The sequence below is a fragment of the Pseudomonas entomophila genome (genome assembly GCF_023277925.1).
Taxonomy (GTDB): Bacteria; Pseudomonadota; Gammaproteobacteria; order Pseudomonadales; family Pseudomonadaceae; genus Aquipseudomonas; species Aquipseudomonas entomophila_D.
Genome location: NZ_CP063832.1, coordinates 3,483,581 through 3,501,959 on the forward strand (window position 1 = coordinate 3,483,581; position 18,379 = coordinate 3,501,959).

Sequence of the window (18,379 nt, forward strand, 5' to 3'; positions counted from 1 at the left end):
CATGAATGCCTGGGCCGTAATCGTCGATCATCCCCTGTTCTTTTATGCCCTGGCCGCGGTGCTGGGGTTGCTGGTGGGCAGTTTTCTCAATGTGCTGGCGTACCGGCTGCCGGTGATGCTCGAGCGCCAGTGGCAGCGGGAGGCACAGGAGGTGCTGGGGCTGCCGCAGGCCGAGCACGAGCGCTTCGACCTGTGTTTGCCGGCCTCGCGTTGCCCTCACTGCCAGCGCCCGATCCGGGCGTGGGAGAACATTCCGGTGTTGAGTTACCTGGCCTTGCGCGGGCGTTGCTCGGGGTGCAAGGCGCGGATCAGTGCGCGTTATCCACTGGTGGAGCTGGCCACCGCCCTGCTGTCGCTGCTGGTGGCCTGGCATTTCGGGCCGGGCGTGGAAGCGCTGGCGGTGATGCTGCTGACTTGGGGCCTGATTGCGTTGAGCCTGATCGATGCCGAACACCAGTTGCTGCCGGATGTGCTGGTGCTGCCGCTGTTGTGGCTGGGATTGATCGTTAATGCCTTCGGGCTGCTGGTGCCGCTGGCCGATGCAATGTGGGGCGCGGTGGCGGGTTATCTGAGCCTGTGGTTGGTGTACTGGGTCTTCAAGCTGATCACTGGCAAGGAGGGCATCGGTTTTGGCGACTTCAAGCTGCTGGCCATGCTGGGTGCCTGGGGCGGCTGGCAGATTCTGCCGCTGACCTTGATGCTGGCCTCCCTGGTGGGGGCGCTGATCGGGCTGGCGCTGGTGCGGCTTAAACGCACGCAGATGGGCGCTGCGCTGCCTTTTGGGCCTTATCTGGCCATTGCGGGGTGGATCGCATTGCTCTGGGGTGATGAAATAGTCGCTTCTTACCTGCAACTGCTTGGAACCTGATGAGCACAGCGCCCTTCACCCCTTGGATTCTCGGCCTGACCGGCGGCATCGGCAGCGGCAAGAGCGCCGCCGCCGAGCGTTTTGTCGAGCTGGGCGTGCACCTGGTCGATGCCGACCAGGCGGCGCGCTGGGTTGTCGAGCCGGGGCGCCCTGCCCTGGCCCGTATCGTCGAGCGCTTCGGCCCCGGCGTGTTGCTGGAGGATGGCCAGCTCGACCGTGGCGCCCTGCGCCAGCAGATCTTCGCCGACCCGGCGCAGCGGCAATGGCTGGAACAGCTGCTGCACCCGCTGATCGGCCAGGAGATCTTCAGCTACCTGGCCAAGGCCGAGACGCCCTATGCGGTGTATGTCTCGCCGCTGTTGATCGAGTCGGGGCAGTTCGACAAGACCCAGCGCATCCTGGTGATCGATGCCCCTGCCGAGCTGCAGGTGCAGCGCACTTTGGCCCGTGACAACACCAGCCCGGAACAGGTGCAGGCGATTCTCAAGGCCCAGCTGGCCCGGGAAGAGCGCCTGCGCCATGCCGATGACGTGGTGGTCAACGATCGTGACCTGCAATCGCTGCACGATGAGATCGACCGCCTGCACCACTTTTACCTGACTTTGCGAGGAGGCCAGCCATGAGCCAGCCGATGACCGTTGATTGCCCCACCTGTGGGGCGCCCGTGGAATGGGGGGAGAAGAGCCCGTTCCGGCCGTTCTGCTCGGACCGCTGCAAGTTGATCGACCTGGGGGCCTGGGCGGCCGAGGAGCATAAGATCGCGGGGGCGGAAGAGTCGGAGGATGAGTTGTATTCGGGGGATCTGGAGCCGCGGCACTAAGCTGGGTTCGCTGGTAAGTCATTTGGTAGGAGCGGCTTCAGCCGCGATGCGGGCACCTCGGGGCCGGGCACCCGCTTTGCGGGTGATCGCGGCTGAAGCCGCTCCTACACAGAGGTTGTGCCTGATCAATGGGGTATGTATTCACTGCTCTTCGTCCTTCCAGGGCGCCTGCAAATAGCGGCTGCGGTTGAAGGTCTCCAGCCACTCCGGGCAAAACACCACCAACGCACTGATCACCGTGCCGTTGATGAACGCCTCGGGAAACATCATCAGCCATAGATAGCCAACGAAGTCGCTGAGCCATTCCGGCATGGCGAAACGCTCGTCCATCCATAACACCCCCAGCCCGGCCGCCAGGCACACCAGCACGGTCAGCGCGGCGGGGAAGAACCCGGAACAGAAGATATACACAAACAGGTTACGCGGCTGGGCGCGCTCGACCAGGATCGCGCACACCTCGGTGACCAACACCGGCAAGCCAACGATCAGCAGGCCGTTGACGCCGATGGCGGCGAGGTCCTGGCGGCCCAGCAGCAACAGCCCGAGCTGGGCCAGGAAGCCGCCCAGCACCGCCAGCGGCCAGTCCAGCAGCAGGGTCACGGCGGTCATGCCGATGAAGTGATACGACACCCCGGTGTCGAAATCGCGCCGCACCAGCCACAACACGAACAGGCAGAACACCGTACCGAACAGCAGGTGCTGGCGGCGGGTGTCGGTGAACAGCTCCACCCAGCGGGTGCGGCTGGCGGCCCAGATCAGCAGGGGCACGTAACCGAGCCAGCCAAGGGTGAGGCTGGTGCTGGACAAGACCTGTGCGCTGATCATTCGACGTCCTTCTAAAATGGGTGCCGACCAGCCCTATGTCCTGCAGCTAATCCTCACGCACCTGACCAAAAAGGTTTCCCAAGCTACGCTCAGATCAAAGGGAAGCCGTATGACTGTAAATCCTTGGAGCCCTACTCTAGCGGTAAAGTGTGCTGACTATCAAAGAGTGGGGTTAAGCATCTACTTTTCATTGGGACAAGAGTGATGGTGGATCTGCCCCTCATACTAAAGGATGTACTGGAAAGCTCTACGGTGCTTACGGGCTGGGCGGTTGCTATCGGCGGAGGGACTGTCGCCATAATTATCGGAACTTCACATAATCGACCCGAAAACCTGCACTTAAGGCTAATATATCTTCTGTTTTTACCCGGATGGACTTCAATAGCCCACTCTATTTATTTAGGAAATCAATTAGTCGGTAGTTACCTCGCCTCTCGATTCACGCCAAACGCGGTTCTGGCCATCGCTGACAACATCAATAACCTTTACGCATCCCAGCGTCTCTCCCTACTGATAGCACTAGCGTTCTTTGGTACATGGCTTACCTGCTATACGCTAGCCTGGATCTTCACGAAACAATTAAAGGAACCTGACTAAGATGAACGCATTCTGGTGGATACTACCAGCACTCAGTGCATTCAACATGCCTGTCAACGCCAGCGAATGCACGTGCATGTCATACCCTTTCGACCCGAACCCTCCTTGCTTTAAGTTCTGCGTGAACGAATCTATTGAAAGCGACGGGAAAAATCTTAGCAAAATTAAAAACCTACCTGATTCAGTCCGAGCAAATCTGGAAATCCTTGTTGAGCGCAAAAAAAACAACCAACTCTCTGACTACAACAACATACAGAGTACAGAAGCTCTTAAAAAGGCAGCCTCTAGTCCCACTGGAAGTAAATATGAGACTTTCAAACGCCCAGGGGATGCTCGCCTTGAAAAGTTCAAAGATGATGGTCTCATAGGCCCTTCGAAAGGTAGTGGCCTCGGTGCGCCAAGTGGATCTAGCGGCCTCTCCGCTCCCGCACACTGAACAACTGTAACCCTTTGTTCGCTGGAGAGCGCTAAGCTTGTCCCCATGGATGACTCAGACTACCTGCGCCTGCTTACCATCCAGGCCGAACAAGCCAATGCGTTCCTGTCCAATGCCCGCAAATGGGAACGCGAGCGTTGGGTCTGCCAGCGTCTGCTGCAAGGGCTGAACATTGCCTACCGCAGCGAGGACTTCACCCCGGCCGGGCAAGAGCCGCCAGATGTGCTGTTCCGCGACGCGGCGTTCGAGGTGTTCTTCGTGCTAGACGAGGGCCGCCGCCTCAACGACGAGTGGCGCGAGGAGCTGCAACGGCGGCGCAGCGCGTTTTCCCTGGCTCAGCTGGTGCGCCGCGAGCAGCGGCCCCGCAGGATCAGCGCCCAGGAACTGCTGGCGCGCCTGGCGCCCACGCTGCGCAAGAAATCGCACAACTACCGTGAACGCGGGCTGGACTTGGGCGAGCTGGACATCATCGCCTTCGCCAGCCTCAAACGCGAGGTGCTGGACCTCAACAGCCATTTCCCGCCGCCCACCGAGTACCTGCGCCAGGGCTGGCGGTCGCTGTCGCTGGTGGGGCCGACCTTCGCCCGGGTGCTGTTCGCCCACCCGGACGCGCCGGATTTTTTGCGCGGCAACCTGGGGCGCAGCATCGTCTTCGACGTTGGGATCAGTCTTTGATCCAGTGCCGGGTGTGTTTGCGATCACGTACACTCGGCGCCAGGGATAGAAAGCATTATCATTCGACCCATGCGTTTGCGTGGGCGCTGTAGCGTTTACGCATCCACCAACGTCTATCTGACGAGGCCCACCATGACCAGCCGCCTGAATCCTGAAGATCAGCGTCGCGTCGATGAGTACTTGAGTGCCCCCCAGCATCGTGTCGAGCGCAGGCCTTTCCGGCCGTTGTTGCTGCTGTTGCTGGTGGTGGCCGTGACCATCGGTCTGGGCCTGTTGAGCCGCCTGCTGAGTGGACTGGTGCTATGAGCTGCCTTGCGCTCGCCCTCCCCTCGTGCCGGACGCGGCCGGGCCTTGTGCCCACGAATTCCGTAAAACTTGTGAGATATCCCCATGACTCATCGCATCGTGATTGTCGGCGGCGGCGCCGGCGGCCTGGAACTGGCGACCCGCCTGGGTAAAACCCTGGGCAAGCGCAAACAGGCCGAGATCACCCTGGTTGATGCCAACCTGACGCACATCTGGAAGCCACTGCTGCACGAAGTGGCGGCCGGCTCGCTGAACTCCTCGGAAGACGAACTGAACTACGTGGCCCAGGCCAAGTGGAACCACTTCAACTTCCAGATGGGGCGCATGAGCGGCCTGGACCGCGAGAGCAAACTGATCCAGCTGGCCGCGACCCTCGACGACGAGGGCCGCGAGCTGCTGCCTGCGCGCACCCTCGGCTACGACAGCTTGGTGATCGCCGTGGGCAGCAACACCAACGACTTCGGCACCCTGGGCGCGGCGCAGCACTGCCTGTTCCTCGACAGCCGCAAGCAGGCCGAGCGCTTCCACCAGCAGTTGCTCAACCACTACCTGCGCGCCCACGCGGGCGACGTGGCCAGCGAGAAGATCAGCGTGGCCATCGTCGGTGCCGGTGCCACTGGCGTGGAGCTGGCGGCCGAGCTGCACAACGCCGCCCACGAGCTGGCGGCCTATGGCCTGGACAAGATCCAGCCGAAAGATATGCACATCACCCTCATCGAGGCCGGCCCACGGGTGCTGCCAGCGCTGCCCGAGCGCATCAGCGTGCCGGTGCACAAGACCCTGGAAAAACTCGGCGTGACGGTGATGACCAATGCCGCGGTCAGCGAAGTGACCGAGGATGGCCTGAAGACAGCGGCCGGCGAAGTGATCCAGGCCAGCCTGAAGGTGTGGGCGGCGGGCATTCGCGCGCCGGGCTTCCTCAAGGACATCGACGGTTTGGAGACCAACCGCATCAACCAGCTGGTGGTGCGTCCAACCCTGCAGACCACCCGCGACGACAATATCTTCGCCTTCGGCGATTGCGCCGCCTGCCCGCAGCCGGGCAGCGACCGCAACGTGCCGCCACGGGCCCAGGCCGCGCACCAGCAGGCTTCGCTGCTGGCCAAGAGCCTGAAGGCGCGCCTGGAGAACAAGCCATTGCCAACCTACGCGTACAAGGACTACGGCTCGCTGGTGTCGCTGTCGCGCTTCTCGGCGGTGGGCAACTTGATGGGTAACCTGATGGGCAGCGTGAAGCTGGAGGGTTGGTTGGCGCGGATGTTCTATGTGTCGCTGTACCGGATGCACCAGATGGCGCTGTACGGGACCTTCCGTACCTTGATGCTGATGCTGGGCAGCAAGATTGGCCGGGGCACCGAGCCGCGCCTGAAGCTGCACTGAGGCTTCTAGCCCTTGAGGCTGCTCTGTACGAGCGGCTTCAGCCGCGATGCAGGCACTGCGGTGCCTGGCCCCCGCCATGCGGGTGATCGCGGCTGAAGCCGCACCTACAGAGATCGAGCCGAATCAACGCGGCCGCTACTGTTTACTTGACCACGCGATACGTGCTCTGCACGAACCCACTTTCGTAGCTGGTCGTCCTCATGTGCTGCAACAGCACATCCTTCGCCAACCCGCCAAACAACGGTATCCCCTGCCCCAGCAGCACGGGAATGTGGGTGATGGTCAGTTCATCCACCAACCCTTCGCGTAAGAACCCCTGGATCAGCTTGCCGCCATCCAGGTACAGGCTCTTCGCGCCCGTGGCCCGCAAATGCTCGAGCAAGGCCGGGATCGGCCCAGGGTGCAGCTCGACCCGCTCGGGCGAATGTTGAGGCAACGCGGGTAGTGTGCTGCTGACCACCACGACGCGCACATCTGGATAAGGCCATTGGCCGAAGGTCATGACCTTGTCGAACGTCCCCCGCCCCATCACCAACGTATCGACCCCCGCCATGAACCCGGCATAGCCATGGTCATCGCTGGACTGGGTGGCGCCCATCAGCCAATCGAGGCCGCCATCTTCACGGGCGATGTAGCCATCCAGGCTGGTGGCGATGAACACACGGGCTTTGAGGGACATGAAACGGCGCTCCTGCGAGTGAAGCCCGAATGCTAGCAAGAAAACCACGGCGCCCGCGCGACATGCACAGTCTTCCATTTCCTGCGCGCCGACAAACGGACATCCCTCCGCCTGCCTTCGGCGCGGCGAGCTTCAGGGCTTCCCAGCGCCGCCTCGATACGTCAGGCTCACCGGGCGCGCAACAGGACGCGGTATCTCAAGGAAGTGCTTCATGCAGATCAATCAAGGGCAACGCCTGCCATTGTCCAACCTCATCCAGGGCCAAGCCCTGTCGTTCTCCCTCAGTATCGCCTCGCCACACACGGTGGACTGTGCCTGCTTCGGCCTCGATGCCCAGGGCAAACTATCGGACGATCGCTACATGGTGTTCTTCAATCAGCCGGCCAGCCCCTGCGCCAGCGTGCGCCAGGTCACACCCGGGGAGTTTTCCCTCAACCTCGCCGGCTTGCCTGCCACCATTGATCGCCTGGTGTTCACTGCCACCATCGACGGCCATGGTGCCATGCGTGACCTGCGTTCCAGTGCCTTCACGGTCAAGGATGCTGACGGCCGCACCGTGGCCACCTGCTCGTTCTCGGGTACGACGTTTTCTGGCGAGAAGGCCGTCATGCTGGCCGATATCTATCGAAAAGATGGCCAGTGGCGCCTGATGTCGAACCTGCAGGGTTTCAACGAGGGCCTGGCGGCGCTGGTCCGGCATTTCGGTGCTGAAGTCGCCGACGAGCCGGCTCCGGCGCCGATTCAGGTGACGACCCTGTCGCTGGAGAAGAAAGTGGCGGCCAGTGCCCCGCACCTGGTCAGCCTGGCGAAGAAAGCCCAGGTCAGCCTGGAAAAGGCCAGGCTGGACAAAGTGCAGGCACGGGTCGCGCTGATTCTCGATGCATCGGGCTCGATGAACGGCCAGTACTCCCGAGGCCGTGTGCAGGAGGTGGTCAACCGCCTGCTGCCACTGGCCGTGCACTTCGACGACGACGGCGCCATCGACTGCTGGGCCTTTGCCGCCAAGCCACAGAAACTGTCCAGCATCACGCTCGCCAACCACACAGCGTTCATCGACACCGACCATGACGGCTGGCGCGACTGGGACGTCGGCCGCCGTATCAACGACGAGCCCAGGGTGATGGAGCAGGTTATCGAACACTATCTCGCCTCGGGCGACCGTTCCCCGGTGTTCGTGCTGTTCATTTCCGATGGCGGTGTCTCGGAGAACCGCAAGATCTCTCGGTTGATGACCGAGGCGGCGAAGCTGCCGCTGTACTGGCAGTTCGTGGGCCTCGGTGGCAGGGGCTACGGCATTCTTGAAAAGCTCGATGACATGCCGGGGCGGATCGTCGACAACTGTGGGTTCTTCGCCCTGGACGACTTGCATCAGATCAGCGAGGAGCAACTCTACGACCAGTTGATGGCTGAGTTCCCCGCCTGGCTGAAGGACGCCGCGGCCAAAGGTATCGTCGCCTGAACCCTGCTTGTCAGCCGGCGTTCTGGCTCGGCGCGGGCTGCTCGGCGAAGGTCGAGCCGGTCCAGCGGTACTTCACCTCGGTCTCCAGGCTTGGGCAGCAGCGTGGGTCATCATCGGCATGGGACAGTACTTTCACGGTGATCGTCTCGGGGCCGGCGCGCTGCAGTTGCGTGGCGCCACCGACGACCAAGGTCTGCTGCAACTGCCAGCCATCGCTGCCGTGATAGTAGGCGGCCAGCGCCTGGTAGGCGCTGTTGCCGCCGCCCTGCCCTTCAATGGTGTAGAGCACGACTGCGTCCTCCACGCCATCGCCGTTGAGGTCGAGCTGGACCTGCTGGCGAGCTTCCGGGTATTCGCTGCCACCGTCGCTCGCGGTTTCCTGCGCGATCAACGCCTGCATGGCTGCGTCGAGAGTGACGAATGCGCGATTGCCGGCAACGGCAGGCGTGTTTACCGGTTCGGCAGCCACCACGGGGGAGGCTGCGGGTTCAGGTGCAACCGGGGTCGAGGCCTGACTCTGCGCCTCGCCGTACTTGGCGGCAGCGGCCTTGTCCGGTTGCAGGCCAGCGGCCTTGACCTTGGCGATGTAGATACGCTCGACCTGGGCCTTGATCTCTTGCAGGTCGCTCGGGGCGAACTCGATGACACCTTTGCCATCGAACGGCTGGGCATCTCCGAGCACCCAACGCGAAAAGATGCCCGGGCGTTTCTTCTCCAGGACCTCGATCACCTCGTCCTTGACCTCTTCTTCGGCCTCCTGGTAAAGCGCCCAGCCTTTGTCGCCAAACATGGCGATCAGCCCTTCCTTGTCTTTCGGCCCGGCGAGCGGCACGGCCTCCAGTACCTGGATGTTGTAGTCGATCGTCTTGCTCACGCAGCTGTTGGTGAAGTTGCCGAAACACTCCTCACGCAGGGCCTGCCTGGCCATGGAGAGCTTGTAGTCGGTCATGGCATCGCAGCCGGCCAGCGCCAGCACCCCGCCCAACGCCAAACCCCATCTGATGCTATTGCTGATCATGTCCTTCGTTTCCTGTTGATAGCTTATCGATCCGGCCCGTGGCTGAACCCTTTCCCTGACTGTCGATGCAAAAAAGCCCCGGCCAGGCCGGGGCTTTCCTTTACCCGAAGGTCAATCAGCCAATGTTCACACCATGGGCTTCGGCCAGCGGCTTGAGGCCACCAGCAAAGCCTTGGCCAATGGCCTTGAACTTGAACTCGTCGTTGTGGCGATACAGCTCACCGAAGATCATCGCGGTTTCGGTGGAGGCATCTTCAGACAGGTCATAACGGGCAATTTCCTTGCCGTCAGCCTTGTTCAGCACGCGGATGTAGGCGTTCGATACCTGGCCGAACGACTGCTTGCGGCCTTCGGCATCGTGAATGGTCACGGCGAACACCAACTTCTTCACCTCGGCTGCCAGGCCATTGAGCTTGACGAACACCTGCTCGTCATCGCCTTCGCCTTGGCCCGAGCGGTTGTCGCCCAGGTGCTCGATGGAGCCATCGGCGGACTTCTTGTTGTTGTAGAAGATGAAGCCGGCGTCGCTCAGCACCTTGCCGCTCTCACCGGTGACGAACACAGAGGCGTCGAGGTCGAACTCGGTGCCATCGGTAACGCGTGGGTCCCAGCCCAGGCCGACGATGACTTCGCTCAGGCCTGGAGCTTCTTTGGACAGGGAGACGTTACCGCCTTTGGACAGACTTACAGCCATGGTGTGATTTCCTTGCTGGATAGGGATGGGCGATCAGAAGTTCATGCCGTAGCCATTGGCCAGGGCACGCAGGCCGCCGGCATAGCCTTGGCCAACAGCGCGGAACTTCCACTCGCCGTTGTTGCGATAGAGTTCGGCGAAGATCATCGCGGTCTCGATCGAGGCGTCCTCGGCCAGGTCATAACGTACGATCTCGACACCGGTCACTTCATTGACGATGCGGATGAACGAGTTGCCGACCTGGCCGAAGTTCTGGCGGCGCGCCTCAGCGTCGTGGATGGTCACGGTGAAGGCGATCTTGTCGATATCCGCAGGCACGCGGCTGAGGTCGACCTTGACCACTTCGTCGTCACCGTCGCCGGCACCGGTACGGTTGTCGCCGGTGTGCTCGACCGAGCCATCCTGGCTGCGCAGCTGGTTGTAGAAGATGAAGTCGGCTTCGCTGCGGACCTTGCCGGTGCCGTTCAGCAGGAAGGCGCTGGCGTCCAGGTCGAACTCGGTACCATCAGTGGCGCGTGGGTCCCAGCCCAGGCCGACCAGGATCTTGGTCAGGCTAGGGTCGGTTTTCGACAGGGACAGGTTGCCGCCCTTTTGAAGAGTCAGTGCCATGAGAACAACTCCTTGTGATTGCTACTGAGTTAAGGGTTTGCGGCCGGTGTTTCTTCCTTTTCCGGGAAGAGCACACTGGCCAGGATGCCGATGGCAAGTACCGCCAACACGATGATCAGGCTGGTGTTCGGGTCGATGCTGATACCGTGGTGGAAGAGGTGGTCGGTGGCATTGAGGCCAAGCTTGGCGGCAATGAAGAACAGCAGCACGATGACTGCCTTCTCGAGATGCACCAGGTAGCGCTTGAGGGCCTCGAGCACGAAGTACAGGGTACGCAGGCCCAGAATCGCGAAGAGCATCGCCGAGTACACGATCAGCGGCTCACGGCTTACCGCGATGACCGCCGGGACCGAGTCGAAGGCGAACAGCACATCGGACACCTCGACCACCACCAGGCAGAGGAACAACGGCGTGGCAAACAGGCCGCCCTTGGCTGCGAGGCTCATGCCCTGGTTCTCCGGCTTGCGCACTTCAGCTTCGAGCTTCTTGCGGCTGACGAAGAAGTTGTGGCCATACAGCTTGGGCCAGACCGGGAACAGCTTCTTGGCGAAGCGATAGGCGATGTGCTGGGAATAGTCTTCCTCTTCTTCATCGTCACCGCCGCTTCTGAGCATCATCACCGCCGTCCAGGCCACGATCAGGGCAAAGACGATTTCGACCCACGGGCCGAACGCCAACAGGCCGGTGCCGATGGCCACGAACACGCCACGGAACACGATGGCACCGATGATGCCCCAGTAGAGAATGCGGTGGCGCAGACCATCCGGCACCTTGAACCAGGCGAAAATCGCCATGAACACGAACAGGTTGTCGACCGACAGGACTTTCTCCAGGGCATAGCCGGTGACGAACAGGCTGGCCACCTGCGGCCCGTGCTGGACGTAAAGGAACGCGGCAAACGCCAGGGAAATCGCTACCCAGAAGAGCGACCAGATCGACGCCCCGGCAAGGGTGATGGGCTTGTCATCGCGGTGGGTGACCATGTCCAGCAGCAGCGCGCCAAGCGCGATGCCAACGAATACCGCCATGGTCAGCGGTGGGAAGCCAATTGTCGTTTCCAAAGTGGAAGTCCTTAAAGTTCGAAATCAGCTGGATTGAGGCCCAGCTCCAGGCAAATCAGGCGCCCGATCGCCTTTTCCTTGTCATCAAAATCGCCATCGGAGGCCCCGACGGCGCAAACCACACGGACCAGCAGGCGCGCTTCCCCGTCCTTGCCCTTGACCTTGCTGATGGTTTTCAAGGCTTCGGCCTGCCCTATCTGGAAGTCGAATTCGAACTTCGCGCAGGCGTCGCTGAACACCTTGATCACATCGGCCAGGTTGAACACCTTCAACTCTGCAGAGTTGTTGATGAAGCCGGTCATCTTCATCTTTTCTTCGGACTTGATCTCGCCGTCAGCCGCCGACATCAGCGCGCAACCGTTGGCGATCGCCTCCATGAAAGCTCGGTTCTTGTACTTGGCGACTTCCGTCGTCAACGTTTCCCGGGCTTTGGTCGCATTGGTTTTCAGCCATTCGAGCATGCTGTTTCCCTCGTTGCGGGCGCTGTGGCCCGCCTTGATCGGATGGTTACTTGGAGCCGGCTTTCCAATTCATGCCCCAGCCGTAGGCTCGGTCCATATCCTGATGGCCCGGGTGGAAATCGACACGGCGCGAAACCTTCACGGCACCGTTGACGTTTTCCAGCAGGGCGATCGCGCACATGCCGTGGCGGCCCCCCTCCTCGTTCATACGGACTTCGATCTCGGGCTGGCCTGGCACGAAAATGGTCACCACGCCGTCGGTAGCCCGCCAGTTGGGAGCACCGTCGTAGATGAACGCGAAGATCAGGATGCGTTTGACCTCGCCCCAGAACTGGCCGTTGATGTGCAGCCATTCACCGCCCGCCACCGCGCCGGTGCGGTCGTCCCCCATCAGCTGGATGTAAGGCTCTTCGCGCAGGTCGCCAAAGCGCCTGCCGAGTGCCTGGATCGCGCCTTTGTAACCGTCCTGCATTTCAAACAGGCAACCCAGGTCCAGGTCGATCGCATTGCGTTTGCCCAGCAGGCCACCGAGCAGGCCGCCACTACCCTGGCCTTGGTTCCAGTTCAGGTTGACCTTGATCTCGCCAAACCCGGCAGCGGTTTTTTCCAGGCTGATGCTCGAACGGGTCTTGTCGAGGGTGACCTTGCTCAGGCTGACCGAAGGCTTGGGCGCGGGCGGCGGCGCAACGACCGGGGCAGGAGCCGGAGTCGGGCTGGGGGCGGCAATTTCGACCCCGAAGTGCCGGGCCAGCGGCTCCAGGCCACCGGCAAAGCCCTGCCCCACACAACGGAACTTCCAGGCGCCCTGACGCAGATAGAACTCGCCCAGGATCAGTGCCGTTTCGCTCATGCCGCGGGTTGGAATCTGGGCTTCGATACCGCCGGAGACGGACAATGCGAGGGTGCTGACCCGGTCGAACGCCGCCTTGTTCTCATAGATGGTCGCGGTGAGCGCGACCTTTTCCACGGCAGGGTCGACCCGCCCCAGGTCGAGCGTGAACTCGACCCGGCCACTGGCGGACGAGACCAGTTGAACAGCGCCACCGAGGATGCTGGTCTGCCCGTAGAAACACATGTCGCCATCGCCACGCACCTTGCCGGATGGCGTGAGCGCGAACGCCGAAACATCGATATCCGCGCCAGCGATCGGCGAATAGCTGATATCGACACGTAACTGGCCGGTGGCTACCGGCGCATTTCCGCCCGGGGCCAAGGTCGTCATGAGCGCACCGCGTCAATGGCCAGGTTTACCAGATCCTCGGCAGTGCGGCCGTTGGTGGAACGACCGATCGCCTTGAACTCCCAGCCATTGCCGCCGCGGCTCAGGCTCGCCATCACCACGCCGGTGTGACTGCCTTTTTCTGCCAGGTTGAAACGCGCCAGTTCGCGCTTGCCCGATTCGTTGACAATCCGGCAATAGGCATTCTCGACCTGGTCGAAGGTTTGCCCTCGGAAACTGTTGACGGTGAAGACCAGGTGTTTCACATCGGCTGGCAGGCGCTGCAGGTCGACGTAGATGGTTTCGTCATCGCCGTCACCTTCGCCGGTGAGGTTGTCGCCGGAGTGCTTGATCGAGCCATCCCGCGAAGCCAGCTGGCGGAACCAGACCACGTCGACAGGCTGGAAATCGCCATCGAGCACGATGCACGAAGCATCGAGGTCGATCGAGTCATTGCTGCCACCGGACAACAGCTTGCTGAAGAAGCCGCCAGTCGCTTTCACCGGGTCCCAACCCAGGCCCAGGCTGACGGAGGTCAGGCCAGTTCCTGCGGTCTTTTCCAGCGAGATGCTCTGATTCTTGCTCAGGGTGAGTGCCATGATTACGCTCCTTGTTGATCTTCAGTGTTCAAACGGGAGTCCGCGGTCCTTACCGGTCCCTGGCTCCCTGCCGTGTTAAAGCGCGGGCGAGTACGCCGCCACGCCGGATGAAAATGTCGCCAGTGCGGGTCTTGCGCGGCGGCGAGCAGCTCGTGATCGCCCCGGGTGTCCCCCCAGGCACGCAAGCGATACTCGGTGAGCGGGCCATACTCGGCGGTCAGGCGCAGCACCTTGTTCTCGCACCGGCAATTGTTGCCGTGGATGCGCCCGGTCAGCCTGCCCTCTACCACTTCCAGCTCAGTGCCGATCAACCGGATCCCCAGCCGCTCGGCGAATGGTTGCAGCACCAATGCCGGCGACGCCGAGCACAGCGTCACCTGAGCGCCAGATGCAAGTTCGGCGGCCACCGCGTGAAGGCCGCTGGGGCGCATCAGCCGGGGCCAGGCGCGCTGACAGAACAGTTCGGCCTTGTGCGTCACCCACTGGGCCTGCACGCCGGTCAGGAAGGTACGGATCAACTGCGCCTTGAGGTCGTCACGGCTCATGCCGCGTGCCACATACCTGAGACTGGGCAGCGCCATCCTGAGCAGGCGTCGCGAGAACTCGCGCTTGCCGAAGGCGAATTGCAGGAACGGCACGAAGCTGTCGTGACGGGTCAGCGTCCCATCGAAGTCGAAGACCGACAGCACCTTTGCCTCTTTCGGGCCTGCTTCAAGCACACTCAGGCTCATCAATGGGCCTCCGCCAGGCGCATGGCGGTCTCATGCACGTGGGGTTCAGCAGGCTTGACACCGTGCCAGCGCGCACGCTCGAGAATGTTCTGCGCCCATTTGAAATGGGTCGCCGGCTCGCACATCGCGTCGTTGTGCCTGAAAACCGCCGGCGCGACATCGTTGACGATCAACCGGGCGCAATTCAGGTCCTCCAGGCTGACCCGCAGAGTGTCCTGGATCAGGCTGATCTGATTGGGGTGAATGGCGGTCTTGCCCACCAGGCCATGGGCGATGTCCAGTTCGAGCTCTTCCTGTAGAAGGTGCGGTGAAGCCAGTTGCTCGAACACCGGCGCGGTGAGCGCGAAGCCCTGGGCCCCCATGACACCGGCCAACATGGGAATGACATAGCTCATGGGAGTAGCGTACAGCGTGGTTGCCGGATTGCGGCGCAAACCTAGGCAGCCCATGAGGTCGTTGCCACCGATTCGCAAGGCGATGATGCGTTGATCCAGGCTGGCCTTGAGTGCCAGGCCCAGTTCGGTCATGGCTCCAGGATTGTAGACGTCGGCGGTTTCCAGGGTCGGCATGAGCAGCAGCTCTGGGTTGCTGACCGCCTGCTCCCAGGTAGGGAGGCTTTGCATGGTCAGCTTCGGCACCACGAACCCATCGATATGCTTCATCAGCGGCCAGTCGTTGAGAACCGCCGCCATCTGGGCGTCACGAGGCCGCACGAACAACAATGGCCCGCCTTCGCCACGCCCGCCCCGAACATCGATCTCCAGCAGCAAGGTACGCAGATTCGCCAGCGCACTGTCCACGTCGATCTGTGCCACGGCGTCTTCGAGGCAAACCACAAACGAGCGCAGCTCGGGGAACCGAATACCGAACACCACCTCGAGAATATCGGAGCGCGTGGCGGGCATGTACAACGTGGCGCCCAGCGCAAACGGCGAAATCGCTTTCATCGGTTGACGCTCCGAATGATGGTGACCGCACGGTAAGGGCCGAGTTGCTCACCGCACGCCTCGACAGTGACCCCTGCACGCTCTGTAAGGTGCAGCAGCAACTGCACGTCGCTGTCATTACGGTCGCGTACCAGAACATGGTCGGGGACGCGGCGCAGGACAGCGCGCGTTGCTTCTGCAATACCCGGTTTTACCCGGTTCAGGTTACCGATCTGAAAACGCGCCGCGAGATCACGCACCACCGTGCTCGCTTGCGCCTGCAAACGCTGGCGCGCGTCAAACGACCAAGGGGCGACCGGTGCCACCTCGCTTAAGCCGCCGCGTTCGCATTCAATCTGCTCGATGAAGCTGCGTGTGACGTCATGCACGGCAAGGTGGTCGTAGACCACGCAACCATGCAGGCCACCATCGGCGGGCCAGATCGAGCGTGATACCAGGCCAGAGACCGTGGCCCCCAGAATGCCGGAGGGGATGATCCAGTCCTCCGCCGAGGCGGCCATCCAGGCCTGGCCGCAAGGGTCGGCCAGGACAACCAGGCGAGGTTCGCCCTGGAACCGGGCATCGGTGGCCAAGGTGCGGCGAAGCTCGCCGGCGATCGCCCCTTTGCCGGTCCAGCCATCGACGAAGACAATGTTCTGCGCGCCGTGGCGCTGGATGATCATCTCCAATGCCACATGATCGATGCCGCGATCACGGACGATACTGACGCCGTAGTGATGAGTTTCACGCCCCAACCCGACCAGTGCGCGGCGCAGGAGGACCCCCAAGGGCAAGCCGGCACGCACGAACGAAACCAGCGCGATATCAGGGCCGGTGCATGCGACATCCAGTGCCTTCGCCAGCGATTGCACCTCCGCCGCCATGCGCCGGCCATTTTGCGCCAGGGCCTTGGCATAAAGCCCCATGTGGACCTCACCTGGGGCATGCTCTCGGCTGATCATTTCGGAGTAATGCTTCTGATTGGATTGAATCAGCCGCTCCTTCTCCGCCACGTCGGTCTCCCGGATCTGCATCGGGCGAAGCAGAAAATGCACATCCGCAGGCGCATAGCTGCCGCTGCCGACGGTGTCCAGCATGGCCAGCGCATCAGTCATGGAGCAACCCCTCGACCGCATTGGCCAACTGGCTGCGGGCCGGTGTGGCCCACAGATGGCAGAGGTTCATAAAGCCCAGGTCGGTAATGCTGTCACCGAACCCCAGCACCGGGCGCTCGCCGTGCCGGGCGCGATCACGGCGCAGCCATTCCTCGACCGCCAGGCGCTTGCTCAGGCCTTGCGGCAGGAACGCCAGATTGTTGCCATTAGCGTGTACGTGCATGCCTTCCAACAGCCCGCGTCGGCGAACTTCAGCCAGGACCGTGACCAGCACCGTGTCATCGACACCGTTATGCTTGGTCACCACGTAATGGCGCAGGTCGTTCTCCTCCACCACCCAGCCCCGCAGGGAGAAACCAAGCGCCTCACCGATCCGCAGGGTGGTCTCGCTCAGTAGGTTCAGGCGCTCCTGGAATGGGGCCAGTGCGTCGACCATGACTTCATGCCAGTCGCTGTCCAACTGCCCTTGGCCACCCAGCAAGGTACCGCCGTGAGAGCAGATCGCCCCAAGGCTGAACGGCAGGCGCACCCGGCCATAGGCCTCAACGCTGCGCGCGGTTACCGGTACGACATCGGCTGAACTGAGCAGCCAGTCGACGAACGCCTGCTGTACAGGGTTCATGTAGCCATTGGGCTGACCGTTCACATCCAATGTCGCCACCGCCCTGGGAATGCCTTCGGGCATCTTGCGGGCGGTCTGGAACAGGGTGTCGTCGAGATCGACGAATACCAGTGGGCGCTTAGTGCTCATCGACGATGACCTCCGCGCCCAGTGCCTCGATCAGTTGCGCGCAGACCGCCGGAGCCGGCGTTTCCGAGCAGACGAGCACCCGGTCGAACTGACCGGGGCGCACGTTGTAGAGGAAGTTGGGGATCCCCAGGCCGTAGTTGTCCGAGAACGACAAGGCGTGGCCAATGGCATGGCCGAGGGCGATCGGCGATCGGCTGGTCGAGCTGAAATGCACATCCGCGCCCACACGCTCCAGGCGCTCGGCCAGAAGAAACGGCCGCCAGACGAACTCGCTGGTGCCGATCACGATGACTTTCTCGCCAGGACGAACCTGCAGCCCGGGAGCCAGGGTATCCTCGACGTGGCGAACCCCAAGCCGCCCCCAGTCGCCTTTGGGCGACAGCGGCCACGCGCCGATGGAAACGGCGGCGACATCCGGCATATCCGGCAGCGGGGCTGTCGGGTCTTCGTGGAACGCGTAGCTGCCCTCGAGCAGCGAGACCGAACGGGCCCGGCTGCCGATTGCCCGGCCGACCGCTCCGGCCGACCAGTCGGTCAGCACGCAGGTGACCACGCGCTCCAGCTGTTGCAGACCGGCGTCCAGCAATGCCTGGTAGAGATTGATGAACGTCTTGCCGGTCGAAGCTTCGTCGTCCACCAGGATCAACGAACGTGCCTGCAGCATCAGCTGGCGGGTCTCGGGGTCAGTCGGCAAATGAATCAGGTGTGCGCTGGCGTGACTGTGCTCCTCCTCGAACTTTGCGAACAGTTCGGTACCGAGGGGATGACGCGTACTGGTGATATAGATGCAGTCGCTGCGTTTGGCACTGTAGGCCCGATGCACACCGGCGCCCAGACCGACAGCGGTTTCAGCCATGCCGATAACCAGCACCGGGCCAGGCAGATCATCGGGAATCTCTGCTGCCAGACTGTCGAAGCTGGCTGCCATCACGGCGGGACGCACCGGTATATGACGCCCCAGGACCTTGGAAACGAACAGGAATGCCCGTTTGGGGTTGCGGCGCTCGGCGAAGCCGAACAGCTCGGCCGCAGGCAGGACGGTGTCCTCGATCTTGACCTCAAGCACACCGCGCTTGAGTTGTACGCACAGGGAGGTGGGTACTACGTTGCTTTCCATCAATGGCTTCCTAGTCCGATGCCGAGCCGAGGC

General features: G+C 62.2%; 22 protein-coding genes. 8 read left to right on the plus strand and 14 right to left on the minus strand.

Annotated elements, in window-relative coordinates:
* Position 1: 1 nt before the first annotated feature.
* From IM733_RS15360 to yacG, 3 genes are read left to right on the plus strand one after another with little or no spacing between them, the layout of a single operon-like run.
* Positions 2-868: a prepilin peptidase gene (locus IM733_RS15360; RefSeq protein ID WP_248917451.1), complete on the plus strand. Its 867-nt coding sequence runs from the start codon at positions 2-4 to the stop codon at positions 866-868.
* Complete coding sequence (gene coaE / locus IM733_RS15365; RefSeq protein WP_248917452.1) at positions 868-1,491, plus strand: dephospho-CoA kinase; 624 nt, start codon at positions 868-870, stop codon at positions 1,489-1,491. The genes IM733_RS15360 and coaE overlap by 1 nt, the downstream gene beginning before the upstream one ends.
* On the plus strand, positions 1,488-1,688 hold the full coding sequence (gene yacG / locus IM733_RS15370; RefSeq protein WP_011535705.1) for a DNA gyrase inhibitor YacG: 201 nt from the start codon (positions 1,488-1,490) through the stop codon (positions 1,686-1,688). Before coaE ends, yacG begins: the two co-directional genes overlap by 4 nt.
* A gap of 141 nt (positions 1,689-1,829) precedes the next feature.
* Here the strand turns inward: yacG and IM733_RS15375 are convergent, their stop codons facing one another.
* Entirely contained in the window at positions 1,830-2,513 is a 684-nt protein-coding gene (locus IM733_RS15375) for an energy-coupling factor ABC transporter permease (RefSeq protein ID WP_248917453.1), read from the minus strand.
* A gap of 598 nt (positions 2,514-3,111) precedes the next feature.
* On the opposite strand from IM733_RS15375, the gene IM733_RS15380 reads away from it, so the two are divergent.
* The 4 genes from IM733_RS15380 (at position 3,112) to IM733_RS15395 (ending at position 5,907) form a co-directional block, all read left to right on the plus strand.
* A complete protein-coding gene (locus tag IM733_RS15380) occupies positions 3,112-3,546 on the plus strand; it encodes a hypothetical protein (protein WP_248917454.1) in 435 nt (144 codons plus the stop codon).
* Positions 3,547-3,591: 45 nt separating this feature from the next.
* Positions 3,592-4,221 carry a DUF1780 domain-containing protein gene (locus IM733_RS15385; RefSeq protein WP_248917455.1) on the plus strand — a complete coding sequence of 210 codons (630 nt, stop codon included), beginning with the start codon at positions 3,592-3,594 and terminating at the stop codon, positions 4,219-4,221.
* Between the two features lie 132 nt (positions 4,222-4,353).
* Positions 4,354-4,527 carry a DUF3094 family protein gene (locus tag IM733_RS15390; protein WP_110991747.1) on the plus strand — a complete coding sequence of 58 codons (174 nt, stop codon included), beginning with the start codon at positions 4,354-4,356 and terminating at the stop codon, positions 4,525-4,527.
* A gap of 84 nt (positions 4,528-4,611) precedes the next feature.
* Positions 4,612-5,907, plus strand: a complete 1,296-nt coding sequence (locus IM733_RS15395; RefSeq protein WP_248917456.1) for an NAD(P)/FAD-dependent oxidoreductase — start codon at positions 4,612-4,614, stop codon at positions 5,905-5,907.
* A gap of 142 nt (positions 5,908-6,049) precedes the next feature.
* Here IM733_RS15395 and IM733_RS15400 read toward each other — a convergent pair whose 3' ends face one another.
* On the minus strand, positions 6,050-6,586 hold the full coding sequence (locus IM733_RS15400; protein WP_248917457.1) for a dihydrofolate reductase family protein: 537 nt from the start codon (positions 6,584-6,586) through the stop codon (positions 6,050-6,052).
* Between the two features lie 211 nt (positions 6,587-6,797).
* On the opposite strand from IM733_RS15400, the gene IM733_RS15405 reads away from it, so the two are divergent.
* Positions 6,798-8,045, plus strand: a complete 1,248-nt coding sequence (locus IM733_RS15405; protein WP_248917458.1) for a VWA domain-containing protein — start codon at positions 6,798-6,800, stop codon at positions 8,043-8,045.
* 10 nt (positions 8,046-8,055) lie between these two features.
* Here the strand turns inward: IM733_RS15405 and IM733_RS15410 are convergent, their stop codons facing one another.
* From IM733_RS15410 to IM733_RS15465, 12 genes are all read right to left on the minus strand, one after another.
* Positions 8,056-9,063 (minus strand): LppP/LprE family lipoprotein, encoded by a 1,008-nt coding sequence (locus IM733_RS15410; RefSeq protein WP_248917459.1) that lies wholly within the window; start codon positions 9,061-9,063, stop codon positions 8,056-8,058.
* Positions 9,064-9,178: 115 nt separating this feature from the next.
* A complete protein-coding gene (locus IM733_RS15415; RefSeq protein ID WP_248917460.1) occupies positions 9,179-9,757 on the minus strand; it encodes a TerD family protein in 579 nt (192 codons plus the stop codon).
* Positions 9,758-9,790: 33 nt separating this feature from the next.
* Complete coding sequence (locus IM733_RS15420; protein WP_248917461.1) at positions 9,791-10,366, minus strand: TerD family protein; 576 nt, start codon at positions 10,364-10,366, stop codon at positions 9,791-9,793.
* 29 nt (positions 10,367-10,395) lie between these two features.
* Positions 10,396-11,427 (minus strand): TerC/Alx family metal homeostasis membrane protein, encoded by a 1,032-nt coding sequence (locus tag IM733_RS15425; RefSeq protein WP_432760372.1) that lies wholly within the window; start codon positions 11,425-11,427, stop codon positions 10,396-10,398.
* Positions 11,428-11,438: 11 nt separating this feature from the next.
* Complete coding sequence (locus IM733_RS15430; protein ID WP_248917462.1) at positions 11,439-11,888, minus strand: tellurite resistance TerB family protein; 450 nt, start codon at positions 11,886-11,888, stop codon at positions 11,439-11,441.
* Positions 11,889-11,934: 46 nt separating this feature from the next.
* Entirely contained in the window at positions 11,935-13,110 is a 1,176-nt protein-coding gene (locus IM733_RS15435; protein ID WP_248917463.1) for a TerD family protein, read from the minus strand.
* A complete protein-coding gene (locus IM733_RS15440; RefSeq protein ID WP_248917464.1) occupies positions 13,107-13,706 on the minus strand; it encodes a TerD family protein in 600 nt (199 codons plus the stop codon). The genes IM733_RS15435 and IM733_RS15440 overlap by 4 nt, the downstream gene beginning before the upstream one ends.
* A gap of 2 nt (positions 13,707-13,708) precedes the next feature.
* Complete coding sequence (locus IM733_RS15445; RefSeq protein ID WP_248917465.1) at positions 13,709-14,437, minus strand: HAD family hydrolase; 729 nt, start codon at positions 14,435-14,437, stop codon at positions 13,709-13,711.
* On the minus strand, positions 14,437-15,384 hold the full coding sequence (locus tag IM733_RS15450) for an HpcH/HpaI aldolase/citrate lyase family protein (RefSeq protein ID WP_248917466.1): 948 nt from the start codon (positions 15,382-15,384) through the stop codon (positions 14,437-14,439). The genes IM733_RS15445 and IM733_RS15450 overlap by 1 nt, the downstream gene beginning before the upstream one ends.
* The gene (locus IM733_RS15455) at positions 15,381-16,478 is read right to left on the minus strand and encodes a cysteine protease StiP family protein (protein ID WP_248917467.1); all 1,098 of its coding nucleotides are present in this window, start codon (positions 16,476-16,478) and stop codon (positions 15,381-15,383) included. Before IM733_RS15455 ends, IM733_RS15450 begins: the two co-directional genes overlap by 4 nt.
* A complete protein-coding gene (locus tag IM733_RS15460) occupies positions 16,471-17,229 on the minus strand; it encodes a trehalose phosphatase (RefSeq protein ID WP_248917468.1) in 759 nt (252 codons plus the stop codon). Before IM733_RS15460 ends, IM733_RS15455 begins: the two co-directional genes overlap by 8 nt.
* Complete coding sequence (locus tag IM733_RS15465) at positions 17,219-18,346, minus strand: phosphoribosyltransferase domain-containing protein (RefSeq protein ID WP_248917469.1); 1,128 nt, start codon at positions 18,344-18,346, stop codon at positions 17,219-17,221. Before IM733_RS15465 ends, IM733_RS15460 begins: the two co-directional genes overlap by 11 nt.
* Positions 18,347-18,379: the final 33 nt, after the last annotated feature.

Excerpts from the sequence above, each read along its gene's own strand:
- IM733_RS15465 (WP_248917469.1), bottom strand. The coding sequence starts at position 18,346 with ATGGAAAGCAACGTAGTACCCACCTCCCTGTGCGTACAACTCAAGCGC.
- IM733_RS15400 (WP_248917457.1), bottom strand. The coding sequence starts at position 6,586 with ATGTCCCTCAAAGCCCGTGTGTTCATCGCCACCAGCCTGGATGGCTAC.
- IM733_RS15415 (WP_248917460.1), bottom strand. The coding sequence starts at position 9,757 with ATGGCTGTAAGTCTGTCCAAAGGCGGTAACGTCTCCCTGTCCAAAGAA.
- yacG (WP_011535705.1), top strand. The coding sequence starts at position 1,488 with ATGAGCCAGCCGATGACCGTTGATTGCCCCACCTGTGGGGCGCCCGTG.
- IM733_RS15460 (WP_248917468.1), bottom strand. The coding sequence starts at position 17,229 with ATGAGCACTAAGCGCCCACTGGTATTCGTCGATCTCGACGACACCCTG.
- IM733_RS15440 (WP_248917464.1), bottom strand. The coding sequence starts at position 13,706 with ATGGCACTCACCCTGAGCAAGAATCAGAGCATCTCGCTGGAAAAGACC.
- IM733_RS15360 (WP_248917451.1), top strand. The coding sequence starts at position 2 with ATGAATGCCTGGGCCGTAATCGTCGATCATCCCCTGTTCTTTTATGCC.
- IM733_RS15405 (WP_248917458.1), top strand. The coding sequence starts at position 6,798 with ATGCAGATCAATCAAGGGCAACGCCTGCCATTGTCCAACCTCATCCAG.
- IM733_RS15380 (WP_248917454.1), top strand. The coding sequence starts at position 3,112 with ATGAACGCATTCTGGTGGATACTACCAGCACTCAGTGCATTCAACATG.
- IM733_RS15435 (WP_248917463.1), bottom strand. The coding sequence starts at position 13,110 with ATGACGACCTTGGCCCCGGGCGGAAATGCGCCGGTAGCCACCGGCCAG.
- IM733_RS15455 (WP_248917467.1), bottom strand. The coding sequence starts at position 16,478 with ATGACTGATGCGCTGGCCATGCTGGACACCGTCGGCAGCGGCAGCTAT.
- IM733_RS15430 (WP_248917462.1), bottom strand. The coding sequence starts at position 11,888 with ATGCTCGAATGGCTGAAAACCAATGCGACCAAAGCCCGGGAAACGTTG.
- IM733_RS15390 (WP_110991747.1), top strand. The coding sequence starts at position 4,354 with ATGACCAGCCGCCTGAATCCTGAAGATCAGCGTCGCGTCGATGAGTAC.
- coaE (WP_248917452.1), top strand. The coding sequence starts at position 868 with ATGAGCACAGCGCCCTTCACCCCTTGGATTCTCGGCCTGACCGGCGGC.
- IM733_RS15375 (WP_248917453.1), bottom strand. The coding sequence starts at position 2,513 with ATGATCAGCGCACAGGTCTTGTCCAGCACCAGCCTCACCCTTGGCTGG.
- IM733_RS15385 (WP_248917455.1), top strand. The coding sequence starts at position 3,592 with ATGGATGACTCAGACTACCTGCGCCTGCTTACCATCCAGGCCGAACAA.
- IM733_RS15395 (WP_248917456.1), top strand. The coding sequence starts at position 4,612 with ATGACTCATCGCATCGTGATTGTCGGCGGCGGCGCCGGCGGCCTGGAA.
- IM733_RS15450 (WP_248917466.1), bottom strand. The coding sequence starts at position 15,384 with ATGAAAGCGATTTCGCCGTTTGCGCTGGGCGCCACGTTGTACATGCCC.
- IM733_RS15420 (WP_248917461.1), bottom strand. The coding sequence starts at position 10,366 with ATGGCACTGACTCTTCAAAAGGGCGGCAACCTGTCCCTGTCGAAAACC.
- IM733_RS15445 (WP_248917465.1), bottom strand. The coding sequence starts at position 14,437 with ATGAGCCTGAGTGTGCTTGAAGCAGGCCCGAAAGAGGCAAAGGTGCTG.
- IM733_RS15410 (WP_248917459.1), bottom strand. The coding sequence starts at position 9,063 with ATGATCAGCAATAGCATCAGATGGGGTTTGGCGTTGGGCGGGGTGCTG.